The sequence below is a fragment of the Segatella baroniae B14 genome (assembly GCF_022024235.1).
In the GTDB taxonomy this organism is placed as follows: Bacteria; Bacteroidota; Bacteroidia; order Bacteroidales; family Bacteroidaceae; genus Prevotella; species Prevotella bryantii.
The window spans coordinates 161,279-178,029 of record NZ_CP091800.1 but is presented as its reverse complement, the minus strand read 5'-3'; the positions used below and the strand labels follow the sequence as shown (position 1 = coordinate 178,029).

The following is a 16,751-nucleotide window of genomic DNA, read 5'->3' as shown; positions in this document are numbered from 1 at the left end:
TATCCAACTTTGCGAAACTACAAAAAACAAAATTATGAAGAAAAACTATCGCAATCTACTCTCTGAAGAAATAGAACAACTTCAGCTGCAAAGATGTCATGCCTCAGACTGGACTGCTATCCAAGTGGCAAAAGACTTCAATGTGAACTTAATTACAAACGTGAACTTTGAAGGACATATCTGCATTGGCAATCAGGTTACCTTGCAGAATATCGCCGTGCTTCGTGCCTCTGGCGATACAACCTTTGCAAATGGCTTGAAAATCGATGTTCTCTCGGAAGTAGGCGATCTGCCGGTTGCGATATATGATAAACTCACTTCGATGGAAGCAGCTTTCGAGGTCATGGAAACCAATACAAATCCTGACCTGGTGGCTAAACTCCAAGCAAAGGCACGTGCATATGCAGAGGCTATACGATGCGATGCCTGCATCATCGAGGATCGGGCTATCGTAAAAAACTGTTTAGAACTGGAGGATGTCCACATCGGTAAAGAGGTAGAAGTGATCGGCGCTTCCCGTCTCAAAGACGTCACGCTGTGTGATACAAACGAAGGTAAACCGATACATATCGGTGCGCAAGTGGTGCTGGAACACGTTATCGTGGGTACTGAAAGTATGATCGTAGACGGCGCACAGATGGACCACTGTTTGGTAGGACAAGGATGCCACATCGGCAGAATGTATTCCGCTACATCAAGTCTATTTTTCGCCAACTGCCATTTCGAAAACGGTGAAGCCTGCGCCTATTTCGCCGGTCCATATAGCGTTTCACACCATAAATCGACCCTGATGATAGCCTGCATGACCAGCTTTTTCAATGCCGGCTCGGGCTCAAACCAAAGTAATCATAGTTACAAGATGGGACCTAACAAATACGGTCAACTGGCTCGCGGATCCAAACTCGGAAGCAATTCGTATGTATACTGGCCGATGCAGATAGGTCCATTCTCGACTGTCATCATGCACCATACTGGGCATCAAGACCTACGCGAATTACCTTTCTCTTTGATCACCGAAGGTCAAGACGGAAAAACGCATATAGTACCAGGACAAGCCTTGCGAAGCGTAGGAACCCGTCGTGATATTAACAAATGGCCCAAACGTGACCAACGCACAGATACTCCTGCCTGCCGATTAGACCGCATCAATTTCTCTATGCTCAACCCTTATACCATCGGTTATATTCTGAAAGGACTAGAAGTGCTGAAGGAACTAAAAACCGAAGGTAAAACGGAATATAAAGGCTGTATCATCAGCCATCGCCACATCGAGGGCGGAATCATGCTCTATCAGCAGGCCATCACGATATATCGCGGTCAACAGGCACAGCGACATCTGCTGCAGACTACAGAAGGCGGTACTGGTGAATGGCAAGACTATGGCGGAATGTTATTACCAAAAGCTGAAACCTATGAAGCTCTCGCTCGAGGCGAAAACTTCGAAGACTTAGAACAGTATCTTACACAATGGGAAAGCAACTGGGTGGATGCACACTTCGACAAAGAAGACCATAAACGTCTGATTGCCAATGGCAAATCAGCTGAAAATGCTTGGAACACCACACTCGATATTGATGGAAGTTGCGATTTGGCTGCTTGTCAATTGAATTGGTAATTCAACTGACAATACTGCATTTTATTCAAAAAATAATTGTATATTTGCATTCCATAAATATATTACAGACAACGATATAACAAAAAAACAGATAAAGTGGAATCAGTAATAAGAAATGATAAGCCCTGGTTGGCGGTAAAACTCTTTTCGCTCAAAACATATGAAATACGAGATTTCTTGAAAGAAAAGGGAATAAACTGCTTCTTACCGGAACAATATGTAGACATCGAAAATCCGGAAAATCATCGCATTAAACATATTCTGAAACCGGTAACACGAAATCTGTTGTTTATCGAGAAACCTGAGGATATGAAGCACTTCCCTTCGGAAATGGCACAATGGCCATTTAAGATGGCAATTATCAAGCCACACCCTACCGCTGATCACTATGCGGAGATATCAAGTCATGAGATGCGCGAATTTGAGGAGATGTGTAATCCGGAACTCAGAATGAAAATCTTTCTGACTCCTGAAGAAGCTCGTCTAAAATCGGGCGATAAGGTGTTAGTAACCAATGGGCCGATGAAGGGAATGACTGGTAGACTGGTTCGCAAGTCGAAGAAATATTATCTGCTAAAAGATATGCCAGGTATCAGTATCATGATAAAGGTAAGCCGCTGGTGCTGTAAACCGACAGAAAAAGAATAAAAACTCATAATACATCAAAAAAAAGAAAACCATGAAAGGAATTGTATTAGCAGGCGGCAGTGGAACCCGCCTCTACCCGATTACCAAGGGTATTAGCAAACAGCTTATCCCTATTTTTGACAAACCGATGATCTATTACCCGATTTCGGTATTAATGTTAGCTGGTATTCGAGAAATCCTGATTATATCCACACCATTCGACTTACCCGGATTCAAACGCCTTTTAGGCGATGGCAGCGCCTTTGGTGTAAAATTTGAATATGCCGAACAGCCATCACCAGACGGTTTGGCACAAGCATTCATTATCGGTCGTGAATTTATCGGTGACGATGACGTATGCTTAGTACTGGGTGATAATATCTTCCACGGTGCAGGGTTGACAGCCAGACTGAAGGAGGCTGTTCGTACAGCAGAAGAAGAAAAGAAAGCTACTGTCTTCGGGTATTGGGTAAGTGACCCAGAACGTTACGGTGTAGCAGAATTCGACAAAAACGGCAACTGTCTGAGCATCGAGGAGAAACCAAAGGTACCTAAAAGCAACTATGCTGTAGTGGGGTTATATTTCTACCCAAATAAAGTGGTAGATGTCGCTGCCCATGTGAAACCATCTGCGCGTGGCGAACTGGAGATAACATCGGTTAACCAAAAGTTTCTCGAAGACGGTGAGTTGAAAGTACAGACACTTGGTCGTGGTTATGCATGGTTAGACACAGGTACACACGACAGCCTGAGCGAGGCTTCAACCTTTATCGAAGTTATCGAGAAACGTCAGGGTCTAAAGATAGCATGCTTGGAAGGCATCGCCTATCGACAAGGTTGGATAGACGAGGCTAAAATGCGTGAAAACGCTGAGCCTATGCTAAAGAATGAATATGGCAAATATCTGCTATCTGTAATAGAAGAAGTTAAGCGAACCGGTAAATCTGTTGGCTAAAATAAGCCTTTAGATACAAGAACGGGGTAAAATTTCTCAGCAACAACCAATTTTGTGCATTGCTGAGAAATTTTACCCCATATTTGTTACTCATCATTTGGGAAACATCTTTTTCGATATTACAAAGCTATATTCCAAAATAATTGCTTAACTTTGCAATCGAATAATTTTACTAGAGAAGTATATAAGATAACTGATAATATCACATAAGGTTTGCGGAAAATATGTGAAATTCGTTAATACCCATGGTAAGGAATATGTGTTATTCCGAAATGGCTATACGAAATGACAACATGAAATGAATATTGCAATAACCAACACATCTGAAAATAAAGATCTTCTTTCTTAGAATAAATACTAATTTATAAATTAATTTGCATGAAGAAAAAATTGCTTATTGTAGCAATGACTGCTTTGGTATTAGGCAGTTGTAAAACACCTAATGTGTCGTATTTCAACGACTTAGGTGACAAGCAGATGGAAACGGTAAACGAGAGGCCAGCTATCCGGATGCAACCAGACGACAAGATTTCAATCGTCGTTAAGAGCCGTGATGCTCAACTGGGCAACTTATTTAACTTATCGGTAACCAGTCAGACTATAGGAGCTAACGGTATAAATTCGGCCCCACAGCAGATGTCTGTCTACACGATCGACAGTAAGGGAAACATTGATTTTCCTATTATCGGAATCATTCCCGTACAAGGCTTGAGCCGAGAAGAAGTAGCACAAACCATTAAGGCTCAGTTAATTTCACGCCATCTGTTACAAGATCCTGTGGTAACCGTGGAATATGTAAATCTCTGCTTTAACGTATTGGGCGAAGTAAATCGTCCCGGTCACTACTCTATCGACCGCGAACACCCTACCCTTCTTGATGCTATCAGCATGGCAGGCGACCTCACCATTCAGGGCGAACGTAAAAATGTGCTGGTGATACGCAATGAAAACGGTAAGAAAAAAACATATCGCATAAACTTGCAGAATGGCAAAGATGTACTCCATTCTCCTGCATTCTATCTACAGCAAAATGATGTGATATATGTAGAACCCAACAACTTTCGTGCTCGACAAACAACAGTAAACGGTAACAATGTAAGATCTACTTCATTCTGGATATCCATCGCTTCACTAGCTTCATCCTTAGCTGTGCTCATCTACAACATCGTAAACTAAACGAAAGTCAAAAGTAAGTAAACATAATAAAGAAAAATTTTTGATTCATCCAACACTACAAAACAACTCCTGTATCACCAAATACTGGAGCATACGTTTTTATATTCCTAAACTATTAACGCAGGTTATTATGTCGATCTCTAATGCGAATAATCACGACGAATCATTTTTAGATTTTCAAGAAGATATCAATATACAAGATATCATAGGGCTTTGCATCAACCGATGGTACTGGTTTGTTATCTCTCTGATACTCTGCACAGGTATAGCCTTCGGTTATCTCATGATTACCCCTCCTATTTTCAGCCGTTCGGCTTCACTCCTGATCAAGGAGGACAGCAAAAACGCCCCCTCTTCGATTAATGAAGAACTTAACAATGTAGGTAATCTAGGCCTCTTTGCACAGAATACCAATGTCAATAATGAGATGGTCTATATCAAGTCGCCCGACTTGATCTTGCAGGTGGTGAAAAGACTACATCTGGATATAAACTATCAGGTGGACGGTACGATGCACCGCAACACGATTTATGGTAACAATCTGCCTATACAGGTAGAATTTGAAAATATGCACTATGATACCCAAGCGACATTCACCTTACAGCAGCATGCAAACGGTACAGCCACTCTCTCAGACTTCGTACTCAATGGCAAGGAACAACACTGCAAACCGATAATTGCCCCTGTAAACACCATTATTTCTACCCCTGTGGGTAAACTGAAATGGACGAAGAATCAGGAGGATACCTACAAACCGATATACGTGAGTAAAACTCCACTGATGGCTGCAATGAAAAGTTGTGGCAGCAGAATGGAGGTAAGTAGAAACGACAAACAGTCTACGATTATCGACATCGAATACAAAGATGTTTCACCCGCTCGTGCCGAAGACTTCCTCAACACCTTGATCGACGTATATAACGAAAGTTGGGTGAAGGACAAAAACAAAATAGCTGTCAGTACATCCAAGTTTATTAACGACCGACTACAGGTTATCGAACGGGAACTTGGAAATGTGGACAGTAATATCTCATCGTACAAGAGCAACAATCTGATACCCGACATGGAGGAATCCTCACGCATGTATATGAACACAGCCAACCAGGCCAATATGCAGATAACCGATCTGAACAATCAACTCTACATGGCCCAATATGTACGACAACACATGAGCAGCAAAGCGAATAAACACCAGTTGCTGCCAGCCAACTCCGGTATCAACAATGCCGCTATCGAAAAGCAGATCAGCGACTACAACGAGAAAATGTTAGAGCGCAATAGTCTGGTAGCCAACTCGTCGGTTGAAAATCCTCTGGTAGCAGACCTGGACAAGCGACTGGGGCAAATGCGCTTGTCGATCATCAAGAGTATCGACAACCAAATCAGCACCCTGAATGCCCAGATAAAAGGCATGCAACACATCGAGGGCACTAGCACTTCGCGCATAGCCAGAAATCCGAAACAGGCGAAGTATCTGCTCTCGGTGGAACGTCAACAGAAGGTAAAAGAAAGCCTGTATCTCTTTCTTCTGCAGAAACGCGAAGAAAACGAAATATCACAAGCCTTTACCGCTTACAATACTCGTGTGGTAGTCTCACCTACCGGTGATATGACACCGACTTCGCCAAATCGTAAAAACATACTGATAGGTGCCCTACTCGTGTCGTTTCTACTGCCAATAGCAGGTATTTACGTGATAGAAAACCTCAATACCAAAGTGCGCGGACGCAAAGATCTTGAAAGTCTTACAGCACCTATCGTGGGCGAAATTCCACACTACAACAGCAAAAAGGATAAATCTAAAGAAGACTATAAGATACTGGTCAAAGCAGGTAATAGAAATGTCATCAACGAGGCTTTCCGTGTGGCAAGAACAAATCTGGAGTTTATGACCAATGCCAATCAAGGTAATCGCGTCATCATGTTTACATCAGCTAATCCTGGTTCGGGCAAAACATTCCTGGCGATGAATATGGCATCTTCATTTGCCATAAAAAACAAAAAGGTGATTTGCATCGACTTAGATTTACGAAGAGCTTCTTTATCACAATACGTAGGAAGTCCAGACACGGGTATGGCCAACTATCTAAACTACGAGATAGAGAACTGGCGCGAGATGATTAAACCTGTGAACGGATACGAGAATATCGATGTCGTTCCTGTAGGAAACATTCCGCCAAACCCAACCGAACTCCTGTTTAGTAAGCGCTTAAAACAGTTTATTGACATCCTCCGCCTAGAATACGACTATGTCTTCATCGACTGTCCACCGGCTGAAGTCGTTGCCGATGCGTCAATTATCGCCAAATATGCCAGCACAACCATTTTTGTGATCAGAGCCGGTCTCTTTGAGCGTGATATGCTACAACAGGTGGAATATTATTATACAGAGAAGAAATTCCCACATCTTGGTGTTCTGCTCAACGATACCCAAATGGCCAAGAAATATCGTGGATACCATCGCTATAGTTACCAGTATGGCTATCATGCCTATGGAAGCGAAAGCTATACTGGATACGCTTCATAAGATGACTCTAATAGAAGATAGGTATATAAAAGGATAAAAATGAAAATTAGAGTAATGTATGTGGTTACTATCTCATGACATAAAAGTGTGCGACAGCGATTTGCTAGAGGGCATGACGAACTGGCACTGTCATCTATTACCGGGGGTAGATGATGGAGTGTCTGCAGTATGCGAAACGAACAAAATACTGAAGCTTTGGGAAACGATGGGGATGAAGGAAGTGTGGCTAACCCCACATATCATGGAAGAGATTCCCAACAAAACAGCGTATCTGAAAAATCAATATAAACAATTACAGGAGCAAGTGAAAGATTCACGTATACGATTGCATCTGGCTGCAGAAAATATGCTTGATAATGAATTTCAGCATCGTCTGGCTAAAGAAGACCTTCTTACCCTTGGCTCTCAAAATCAAGTATTAGTAGAAACTTCTTACTACAATCCACCGATGGGTATGAAGCGTATTCTGAATGACATCATCGACCATGGATACACGCCTGTATTGGCACACCCAGAGCGGTATATGTATATGGAAATGAAAGATTATCGGGAAATCAAGGCAATGGGGGTACTGTTGCAACTGAATATTCCCTCTCTCTTTGGCTTTTACGGTCAAGAGGCCAAGACGAAGGCAAAACATCTGCTCAATCGCGAAATGTACAATTTGACGGGTACCGACACTCACTCTTTCCGACCAGCAGAGCATATTCTAAACCGTAAAATTTCACCCAAGATGATCCGCAAGATCAAAAGCATCACCGCCTAGTACCTACATTAAGGAGCACCCTGGATATCCATTAAGATATCTACAGGCTCCAGGGTAATCAGAAAGCCCTTGCCCATGGAATTCAAATCCGACTTGATCTCATGGACAAAGGCTTTTAGCTTACTCTCTTCGTCTATGATTTCTACTACCATCGGATGCTTGATATTGAGTTCCCAAAATTTATTATTGTGTAACTGACTTGAAGACCCAAAACCTGTTACACCAGACAGAATGGTACACCCCTTCATTCCCGCATCCTGCGCCCATTTAGCAATGACCATATAAAGTGATTCATGATGAATCGTATCGGTATTACTCATATAAAATCGTAGTCGTTTCATAGTATTAAGTATTGAGTCACTAAAGGAATCGAATGGCAAGCCAGTGACCGAAAAGTAAGGCTAACAAACCTAAGGCTAGACTGCCAAATAGATAGAATACAAAGTAGAAATAGTTTTCATCTTTTATCAACAGGCCGCTCTCATTCATAAAGGTAGAAAAGGTAGTGAATCCACCACAAAATCCTGTCGTGAGAATCAATTTGGTGTTTGGCGTCATCATGCTGCCACCCCACGACTGTCCTGAGAGAAAGCCGATAATAAGGCAACCAAGTACGTTGACGGCAAATGTGCCAAAAGGAAAACTGAGCAACGTGAGCGACTGTACCCACTTAGATACAAGAAAGCGCATACCGCCTCCCACAAAACTACCGATTCCTACGAGTATGAAGTCTTTTATCATTGTTTATGTCTGTTTGAGTAGATCTATTAAATACAGACCTTATTCTGCAAATATACGAAAAAAGGAGAAGGATATACTGAGAATACCCATAAAAAATAAGCAGGAACCTTATCTCTTCTTATTTTTTTTGTACCTTTGAACAGAAAAGAAATAACGACATCATATTTATGCCGCTACAAATAATTATCATAGGAGCAGGTGCAGCAGGATGCTTTGCTGCTATCCAAATCAAACGCCTTCGTCCGGAGGCTCAAGTTACCGTTCTCGAAAAGTTGAAACGTCCTTTGGCAAAAGTGGCCATTACGGGAGGGGGGCGATGTAATCTTACTAATTCCTTTGCGCAGGTAAAGAGTCTAGAACAAGTGTATCCACGTGGATTCAGATTGATGAAAAAACTCTTTCATCATTTTTCACACGAAGATGCTTATCAATGGTTTGAGGATAACGGTATCCGACTGATTACCCAGGAGGATGAATGCGTTTTCCCAGCATCACAAGATGCCATGGAAATCGTTAACTACCTTACGCGGGAAATGAAAAACCTTGGCGTTAAACTTCTGACTGATACTCAGGTAGACCATATTATCGATTTATCGAATCAAAAAACTGATGGCAATAGTGATTCTTCTGCAAGTGCTGTAAGCAATTCACCTACAGGATTTTGCGTAAAGACCAATAGAGGCGAAATGAAAGCTGATAAAGTATTGGTTACAACAGGAGGCCACCCAACCGGATCTGGTTATCGCATGCTTCAGGATCTTGATCTCGAGATTATCCCTTCACATCCAAGCCTGTTCTCGTTTAATCTGAGTGATGAACATCTTAAGAGTTTAATGGGTACTGTGGTGAAAGATGCTATTGTCTTTCTACCCGGCACTAAACTCAAGGCTGAAGGCGCTTTATTGATTACTCATTGGGGAATAAGCGGACCTGCAGCTCTGAAACTATCAGCTTATGGAGCCCGTATCTTAGCCGAGCAAAACTATGTAACCGATATCAGCATACGATGGCTTACTGACGACCAAGAAACTATCATGCTCTCGCTTCACGAACTTTCACTCAAACATCGCGACAAGAAGCTTACAAGCGTATATCCTGAAGCCTTCAATGCCCGACTTTGGGAGCATCTGCTGATGCGTGCTAACTTGTCTGTCGATATGCGATGGAAGGAGTTAAGCAATAAAGATATCAACAGACTTATCAACACCCTAACTAACGATATCTATCATGTTACTGGCAAAAATCGCTTTAAAGATGAATTTGTAACCAGCGGAGGTGTTTCGCTTAGTTCGCTCAAGCACAAGACCCTTGAGGCGAAAAACCATCCTGGGCTCCACTTTGCCGGTGAAGTTACCGATGTGGATGCAATAACTGGAGGGTTCAACCTGCAGGCTGCTTGGTCTATGGCATATGTCGCAGCACATGCTATGACAGAATAAACATGATCAAAAGAATAAAAATTTTGCGTCTTTGTGCTCTTTGCTTGAAATAATACACCAACATATTTTCAGCAAAGCAAATACAAAGACGCAAAGTATCATGAAAGATAACCGATATCGGTTGTCGAATTAGTCGATTTCCTCATCAGCCTCATAGCCACCCATTTCTCGGATAGCATTCTTCAACATCGTATACTGTTGATACAGATTGTTGACCGCTTGTTCGCCCTTCGTAAAATCGTGCATAGGACTCTTGAGGAAGAAACTCAGGAAACGCTGGATGCCAAACTTGCCAGCACGGGCTGCTAGATCGGAAAGCAAACAGAGGTCGAGCAGCAATGGGGCTGCAAGTATACTATCACGACAGAGGAAATTAATCTTAATCTGCATTGGATATTCCATCCAGCCGAAAATATCTATATTATCCCAACTCTCCTTATTATCATTGCGAGGTGGATAATAGTTAATACGTACTTTATGATAAATATCACCATAAAGATCTGGCTGCTCTTCTGCTTTTAAGATGGTCTCAAGAGTAGACAGTTTTGAAACTTCCTTCGTATGGAAATTGGCAGGCTCGTCAAGAACCAAACCATCTCGATTACCAAGAATATTAGTAGAGAACCAGCCATTGACACCTAAACAACGGGTACTGAAGATTGGTGCGAAACCACTCTTAACCAATGTCTGACCAGTCTTGAAATCTTTACCACAAATAGGAAGTTTAGTCTTTTCTGCTAATTCCCACATAGCAGGGATATCGACCGTAGTATTTGGAGCACCCATAATAAAAGGAGCACCTTCCATCAATGCAGCATAAGCATAACACATCGAAGGAGCCACATGTTCACGATCGTTAGCCTTCATAGCAGCTTCGAGCTGAGCAAGCGAACCATGATACTGCTCATTATAAGGTACATAGATCTCGGTAGAAGCCGACCAGATAACAACAATACGTGCACAATGGTTAGCAGCTTTAAATTCTCGGATATCTTGGCGCAAAGCCTCCATCATATCCCATCTTGTCGCACAATCCTTCACATTGTCACCATCCAGACGCTTCGCATAATTCTTATCAAATGCGGCCTTCATTGGCACTATTTTCTCAAGTTCTTCGCGTACAGGGTTAATATCTTTCTCCTTGAGTACCTCGGCATACATAGCTGCCTGATACGCATTCTGAGGATAAACATCCCATGTACCAAAAACGATATCTTTAAGATCGGCCAATGGCACAATTTCACTATAAGAAAGATATTTTTTGTCAGAGCCTTTGCCTACTCTTATTTTGTCGTATTGCGTCATTGAGCCTACAGGCTTAGCCAGGCCCTTTCTTGCCATCAAAACACCAGTCATGAAAGTGGTAGATACGGCACCACATCCTACAACGAGGATACCCAACTTTCCTTCAGCTGGTTTAACATTAGATTGTAACATGATGAATTATAATTATTCGGTTTATGGTTTATAATTTCAGTTTGTTTTTATACAGAATGCAAAGATACAAAAAACCAGCTAAGGCGAGTCATCCATAGCTGGTTTTTTACTATTTTTTCATAGCACGCATCGCATTAAGAACGGCTAAAACCATAACACCAACATCTGCAAAAACAGCCATCCACATCGTGGCCACCCCCACTGCTGCAAGAATAAGTACGGCTATCTTCACCCCTATCGCAAAACCTACATTCTGGCGTGCGATGCCGATTGTTCTTCTGGCTATACGGATAGCCGTCTCGATTTTAGATGGTTTATCGTCCATCAGTACGACATCTGCAGCCTCGATAGCTGCATCTGATCCAAGGGCTCCCATGGCGATACCGACATCTGCGCGAGCCAATACTGGTGCATCATTTATTCCATCGCCAACAAAAGCTAACGTTCCGCGATGCTCCACAGAAGAATGATTCAACAGTTTTTCTACAATCTTAACCTTATCGACCGGCAACAGTTCGGCATGGTATTCGTCCATACCAATACTGTCAGCTACTTGTTTGGCGACATTTTCTTTATCACCCGTGAGCATGACAAGACGATCTATCCCCGCCTTTTTCAACATCTGAATAGCTTCTACAGTATCCTTTTTCACCAAATCAGCCACCAAAATATGTCCGGCATATTCACCATCAATAACCACATGTACTTCGGTAGCAACTTGGTCTATACACCGTTTACAAGTATCGGTCTTAATACCCATATCGTCGAGCATCTTACGATTACCCACACATACCTGTTTACCATTAATGCAAGCACGAACACCATGCCCAGCCATTTCCTCGACTTCAGACACCTCACAATTATCATCCTCATGTCCATAAGCTAATCGGAGTGACTGTGCTATCGGATGCGTAGAATAACGCTCTACATGAGCGGCCAGATGAAGCAGTTCGTCTTTACTGATCTTTTCTGGATGGATATCCGTAACCGAGAATTTTCCCTCTGTAAGCGTACCCGTCTTATCAAATACCACCATGCGAAGTTTGGCTAAGGTATCCATATAGTTGCCTCCCTTGATGAGCACACCCTGACGCGATGCACCGCCGATACCAGCAAAGAAGGTTAACGGAACTGAGATGACCAATGCACAAGGACAAGATACGACCAAGAAGGTAAGTGCCCGACCAAGCCATGCTGGAAAACTCTCAGCAAAATGACCGGAGAATATCGGTGGAATAAAAGCTAAAGCTATAGCAGCGAACACCACTATCGGCGTATAGACATGGGCAAATCGGGCGATAAAAGTTTCGCTCTTCGATTTTCGTTCTGAAGCATTCTCCACCAAATTGATAATCTTCTGAGCCGTAGACTGTCCGTACTGCTTGAGTACCTTCACCTGGAGAACGCCAGAAAGATTGATACAGCCCGAGATAACCTCATCACCCAAATCGACTTCGCGAGGAAGACTCTCACCAGTAAGTGCTGCTGTATTCAGACTGGATCTGCCCTCAATTACCTTACCATCGAGAGGAACCATTTCGCCTGGCTGTATCACTATAATATCACCCACATTCACCTGTTCCGGAGAACAAGTAGTCAGTTGGCCATCTTGCATGACGTGCGCTACATCGGGATTGATATTCATCAGTTCCAGAATACTGTCACGACTCTTATCTTCAGCGTAATCTTCGAAAAGTTCACCAATCTGGAAGAAAAGCATAACGAAGACTGCTTCTGCAAATTCTGTTTCTGCGCCAGGAAGAAAACCGATAAAGAGGGCTCCAATGGTAGCTACACACATCAGAAAATCTTCATTGAAGGGTTCTCCCTCCATGATTCCTTCAAGTGCTTCTGCTATAACATCATAACCTGCTACAAGGAAGGGTACGAGATAAAGGATTAGTAATTGCCATACCGGCAAATGCTGGGTATGTTCGATAAACGCGCATATTGCCAAAAGCACGCTCGAAACAATAATCCGAATGAGTTTTTTATTCATATTTTCGATTTTTTGATTTCTGGGGCAAAGATACTGACTATAGCTTGCAACTGGGTTGCAAAAATACATATTGACCGAAAAAATCGCAAAATCGAAGAAATACTAAATAATAGGTCGCCATGGTAAGGAATCTATCTTTAGCGACCTCTATTTGGGCATTATCTATTCTCCCATAATCGTGGCAATAATTTTGCGCTGCCCTCCTTCATTACGAAATTCACAGAGATAAATGCCTTGCCAGGTACCTAAGTTGAGTCGACCATCTGTTATCGGAATTGTCAGAGATGCACCAACTAATGAAGACTTAGCATGTGCGGCCATGTCATCAGGCCCTTCTAGGGTATGCACATATGAGGGATGCCCATCTGGGACAAGCCGATCGAAAATGGTCTCCATATCAACACGTACATCCGGATCATAATTCTCATTGAGACTTAATCCACAACTGGTATGCTGAATAAAAAGATGAAGCAATCCCACTTTAGGGAGCGTTGGCAATTGTGAGAGAATTTCACTCGTAACAAGATGAAATCCTCTACAACGCGGCTTTAAAAATAATTGTATTTGCTGAAACATTATAATTCTTGATGAAAGTCAAAATATCAGAAATTATCGGTATCTGAACGTTATGATAATCGATATTTCTTGTTGATAAGACGTCACGGAAAGCTTTTTTGTCACCATAAAATAAGGTTAAGATTCACATTCCTTCAGTTGTTAACTAAATATCGTGGCTTTAACAAATAATTTTTGTGACTTTACCGTCAAAATATACTATCTTTGTCAACAAATTATTAACGAAACGATATATTATAATTACAATACTATATGATTAAAAACATCATACTAGATTATGGTGGCGTGGTGGTAAACGTCTACAACGAGATGATTAAGCAGGCATTTAGGGACCTGCATGTGCCGATATGGAAGCAACTGTGGTATCATCGCAGAATAAAGCGATTAATGGATGAATATATCAACGGTATTCGCCCAACTGACGAGGTAATGCAAGAGATGCTGGCACTATGTGGTAAACGGGTATCAATGGCACAACTTCAGGGGGTAGTAAATATCCTAGCTGGTGAATTACCGAAGGAAAGACTGCTAAAAATAAGAAAGTTACGCAAGAAATATAAGGTATTTGTATTAAGTAATATCAACGAAACGCTATGGCGCACGTGTGTTAGGCAAATTGAAGAACTGGGTATGCATGTAGAAGATTGCTTTGATGATGTTTTTTTGTCGTATGCTATGCATGTGGCGAAACCTGATGCGGATATTTACCGACAAATGATTTTATCAACCGGCATTCAACCGGAAGAGACGCTTTATCTAGACGATAGGGTTGAAAATGTAGAAGCTGGGAGAAAAATGGGGCTGATAGCAGAACTCGTTGTTTCTAATCAACTTGAACAAAATAAAGCATGGAAACAGCTATAAAATCTGGATATTGAAATCATCTTGGTACTTGGACGCACTTTTATCGCATCAGCAATACGTTTTTTCATTCCATTTTGGAGTAAGATAGAAATTGTGTGCCTTTGCTACGAGTTTAACTCGTTTGTACACAAGCATTGCAAAACGACACTTCAGAAAAAGATTTCTGTGTACAATAGAAAGTGCAACGACATCGCCTACGGCTTCTCTACTTGCTTAAATAGAAATCAAATACTACAAAAAAAATAACAAAATAAATTATTACATAATAAAAAATATACATCAACTGTAAATAGATCATAACATAATTCTATCCACTAATCAACTAAGATAAAACAAAGGTTTCAGAGTAATGGTACTGGATTAGAGTCATACCAGTCATCAAACATACTAAGATTTTTCGCTAGACTCAGATATCAAATATCATCACGGGCATTAATTGCAGTATTATGTTAGAAATCAACCATTTTATCTGGAAATTGTAATATTACACGGCAATGTTATCGATTATATGCAACCGATGACCTAAAACAAGCAAGTTACTATTGATGACTTTCTTGTACTGGCCCCCATACCATATTCTGTAGTAGGCACAGGTAATTTCAATTTCATTCAAGAGCAATTTCTTAATTCTACAGGCTCATATTTACAACCAAGCGGATATAAAGATCACAAGGGAAATCAAGCAATAAAACGTTAGAATAATTATGACAATATTATATTCTTTAAGAATATATCTTACATTTCAAAAGTAAAAGTCAGGAGCAGAATATCCTATCATAACTATACCAATAACAATGCAGTCTTACATGACATAGCAACGAAACGGAATTATTACAGGTATAACTCGTGCAAAAAATATGTATTGAAGTAGGCCAGAAGCGTGCTGAAGTATGAACTTATTTAAGCACATTACTTAAGGAGCGATTAAGAAAGGATATCTAATTTCTATAGCATAACAGATTTATCAAAAAAGCGAAAATCGCTACAAATGCGTAAAACCACGGAATATGAGACATAAATTCCTTCAAAAATAGATCAAAAAAGTGATTTTTTCAAAATTTTAAAATTCTCGACCAACTAACAACTTGCTCTCAAATTTGCGAATTTTGAGCGAGTTTTTTATAGAATGAAAACTTTATGAAAAAGACAACTGCATTCGTATAAAACATAAAAGGGAAAAACAGAAGCTAAAAAGGATTGCAAAAATAAAGAACAAACGAAAAAGGAAAAATAATAATAAGAAGAAAAGAAAATAAAATATCAAACAATATCAAGATAGACGAAAATATGATAGGTCGAACATCTACTCATTAAAAAATATTCGACCAATCAGATTTTCCAAATATAAAAGTTAAATATAATCCTATTTTATATTATAGTAACTTTTTGTCGCCGAAAAGAGCTTTTTTAATTTCCTTTTCATGATCATAAACGAAACGGGCAACAATACTACTTAGGATAGCTGTTGATGGAAGTTTAATTCCTTCAGCAGATCTCAAACGATCCAAGATATCTTTAAGATTACTATCAATATAAACAGTAGACAACTTACTTTGCTTCTTCTTATAATCACCAGCCAAATTAAGAAAGAGAGTCCATGAATCTAATTCTTCAGCAGCTTTCTCTGATTTTTCTGATTTTGATCCCGACTTTGATGAAGCACTTGCTTGAGAGTTTACTGCTGAAGTATTTACAGAAGAAGCAACCACCTGAGCATGATCATCATCTTCATCATTATCATCAGAAGCCGCAATTTCTGCAGCTATAACATCACGTTTAATCTGAGCATCAGTGTCAGAATTCTGAACTGTATGAACTAAATTTTTGATACCACCAGGTAAAGCAACAGTCGTTTTTTTCTTAGCCATATCTATATATATATTTGTCGAAACGTTAAACTATATTTTTATATAAAAGGATATATCATTAAATAATGAAAAACATATAATCTTATTTATCTACATTCTTATATATTTAATTAAAAGGATACTTATATGACTAAGTACAAAACAATAAATACATATACTTT

The 16,751-nt window shown here is 40.7% G+C and carries 14 protein-coding genes; 8 read left to right on the top strand and 6 right to left on the bottom strand.

From position 1 onward, the window contains the following. Window positions 1-34: 34 nt before the first annotated feature. The 6 genes from L6469_RS10975 (at window position 35) to L6469_RS10950 (ending at window position 7,666) form a co-directional block, all read left to right on the top strand. Entirely contained in the window at window positions 35-1,615 is a 1,581-nt protein-coding gene (locus L6469_RS10975; protein WP_006283707.1) for a DUF4954 family protein, read from the top strand. Between the two features lie 96 nt (window positions 1,616-1,711). Next, window positions 1,712-2,263, top strand: a complete 552-nt coding sequence (locus L6469_RS10970; RefSeq protein WP_027453665.1) for a UpxY family transcription antiterminator — start codon at window positions 1,712-1,714, stop codon at window positions 2,261-2,263. 31 nt (window positions 2,264-2,294) lie between these two features. Continuing rightward, window positions 2,295-3,197, top strand: coding sequence for a glucose-1-phosphate thymidylyltransferase RfbA (gene rfbA, locus L6469_RS10965; protein WP_027453664.1), 903 nt, complete (start codon window positions 2,295-2,297; stop codon window positions 3,195-3,197). Between the two features lie 378 nt (window positions 3,198-3,575). After that, window positions 3,576-4,373, top strand: coding sequence for a polysaccharide biosynthesis/export family protein (locus L6469_RS10960; protein WP_006281694.1), 798 nt, complete (start codon window positions 3,576-3,578; stop codon window positions 4,371-4,373). A gap of 130 nt (window positions 4,374-4,503) precedes the next feature. After that, window positions 4,504-6,900, top strand: coding sequence for a GumC family protein (locus tag L6469_RS10955; RefSeq protein WP_006281693.1), 2,397 nt, complete (start codon window positions 4,504-4,506; stop codon window positions 6,898-6,900). A 58-nt stretch (window positions 6,901-6,958) separates the two neighbouring features. Beyond that, window positions 6,959-7,666 carry a tyrosine-protein phosphatase gene (locus L6469_RS10950; protein WP_027453661.1) on the top strand — a complete coding sequence of 236 codons (708 nt, stop codon included), beginning with the start codon at window positions 6,959-6,961 and terminating at the stop codon, window positions 7,664-7,666. Between the two features lie 8 nt (window positions 7,667-7,674). Here L6469_RS10950 and L6469_RS10945 read toward each other — a convergent pair whose 3' ends face one another. Next, a complete protein-coding gene (locus tag L6469_RS10945; RefSeq protein WP_006281691.1) occupies window positions 7,675-8,007 on the bottom strand; it encodes a DUF190 domain-containing protein in 333 nt (110 codons plus the stop codon). Window positions 8,008-8,026: 19 nt separating this feature from the next. Next, window positions 8,027-8,407 carry a fluoride efflux transporter CrcB gene (gene crcB / locus L6469_RS10940; protein ID WP_006281690.1) on the bottom strand — a complete coding sequence of 127 codons (381 nt, stop codon included), beginning with the start codon at window positions 8,405-8,407 and terminating at the stop codon, window positions 8,027-8,029. A 167-nt stretch (window positions 8,408-8,574) separates the two neighbouring features. On the opposite strand from crcB, the gene L6469_RS10935 reads away from it, so the two are divergent. Then, entirely contained in the window at window positions 8,575-9,846 is a 1,272-nt protein-coding gene (locus L6469_RS10935; RefSeq protein ID WP_006281689.1) for an aminoacetone oxidase family FAD-binding enzyme, read from the top strand. 129 nt (window positions 9,847-9,975) lie between these two features. Here the strand turns inward: L6469_RS10935 and L6469_RS10930 are convergent, their stop codons facing one another. The 3 genes from L6469_RS10930 to L6469_RS10920 all read right to left on the bottom strand — a co-directional run bounded on the left by L6469_RS10930 (window position 9,976) and on the right by L6469_RS10920 (window position 13,858). Beyond that, window positions 9,976-11,283, bottom strand: coding sequence for an inositol-3-phosphate synthase (locus L6469_RS10930; protein WP_006281688.1), 1,308 nt, complete (start codon window positions 11,281-11,283; stop codon window positions 9,976-9,978). 109 nt (window positions 11,284-11,392) lie between these two features. Then, window positions 11,393-13,282 carry a heavy metal translocating P-type ATPase gene (locus tag L6469_RS10925; RefSeq protein WP_006281687.1) on the bottom strand — a complete coding sequence of 630 codons (1,890 nt, stop codon included), beginning with the start codon at window positions 13,280-13,282 and terminating at the stop codon, window positions 11,393-11,395. A 162-nt stretch (window positions 13,283-13,444) separates the two neighbouring features. Continuing rightward, window positions 13,445-13,858: a secondary thiamine-phosphate synthase enzyme YjbQ gene (locus L6469_RS10920; protein ID WP_006281686.1), complete on the bottom strand. Its 414-nt coding sequence runs from the start codon at window positions 13,856-13,858 to the stop codon at window positions 13,445-13,447. 252 nt (window positions 13,859-14,110) lie between these two features. On the opposite strand from L6469_RS10920, the gene L6469_RS10915 reads away from it, so the two are divergent. After that, window positions 14,111-14,722 carry an HAD-IA family hydrolase gene (locus L6469_RS10915; protein WP_006281685.1) on the top strand — a complete coding sequence of 204 codons (612 nt, stop codon included), beginning with the start codon at window positions 14,111-14,113 and terminating at the stop codon, window positions 14,720-14,722. Between the two features lie 1,373 nt (window positions 14,723-16,095). Here the strand turns inward: L6469_RS10915 and L6469_RS10910 are convergent. Continuing rightward, a complete protein-coding gene (locus L6469_RS10910) occupies window positions 16,096-16,590 on the bottom strand; it encodes a hypothetical protein (RefSeq protein ID WP_006281684.1) in 495 nt (164 codons plus the stop codon). Window positions 16,591-16,751: the final 161 nt, after the last annotated feature.

Bases quoted from the DNA above. Each gene is read 5' to 3' on its own strand.
- L6469_RS10975 (WP_006283707.1), top strand. From the start codon at position 35: ATGAAGAAAAACTATCGCAATCTACTCTCTGAAGAAATAGAACAACTT.
- rfbA (WP_027453664.1), top strand. From the start codon at position 2,295: ATGAAAGGAATTGTATTAGCAGGCGGCAGTGGAACCCGCCTCTACCCG.
- L6469_RS10960 (WP_006281694.1), top strand. From the start codon at position 3,576: ATGAAGAAAAAATTGCTTATTGTAGCAATGACTGCTTTGGTATTAGGC.
- L6469_RS10955 (WP_006281693.1), top strand. From the start codon at position 4,504: ATGTCGATCTCTAATGCGAATAATCACGACGAATCATTTTTAGATTTT.
- L6469_RS10950 (WP_027453661.1), top strand. From the start codon at position 6,959: ATGTGGTTACTATCTCATGACATAAAAGTGTGCGACAGCGATTTGCTA.
- L6469_RS10945 (WP_006281691.1), bottom strand. From the start codon at position 8,007: ATGAAACGACTACGATTTTATATGAGTAATACCGATACGATTCATCAT.
- crcB (WP_006281690.1), bottom strand. From the start codon at position 8,407: ATGATAAAAGACTTCATACTCGTAGGAATCGGTAGTTTTGTGGGAGGC.
- L6469_RS10935 (WP_006281689.1), top strand. From the start codon at position 8,575: ATGCCGCTACAAATAATTATCATAGGAGCAGGTGCAGCAGGATGCTTT.
- L6469_RS10930 (WP_006281688.1), bottom strand. From the start codon at position 11,283: ATGTTACAATCTAATGTTAAACCAGCTGAAGGAAAGTTGGGTATCCTC.
- L6469_RS10925 (WP_006281687.1), bottom strand. From the start codon at position 13,282: ATGAATAAAAAACTCATTCGGATTATTGTTTCGAGCGTGCTTTTGGCA.
- L6469_RS10920 (WP_006281686.1), bottom strand. From the start codon at position 13,858: ATGTTTCAGCAAATACAATTATTTTTAAAGCCGCGTTGTAGAGGATTT.
- L6469_RS10915 (WP_006281685.1), top strand. From the start codon at position 14,111: ATGATTAAAAACATCATACTAGATTATGGTGGCGTGGTGGTAAACGTC.
- L6469_RS10910 (WP_006281684.1), bottom strand. From the start codon at position 16,590: ATGGCTAAGAAAAAAACGACTGTTGCTTTACCTGGTGGTATCAAAAAT.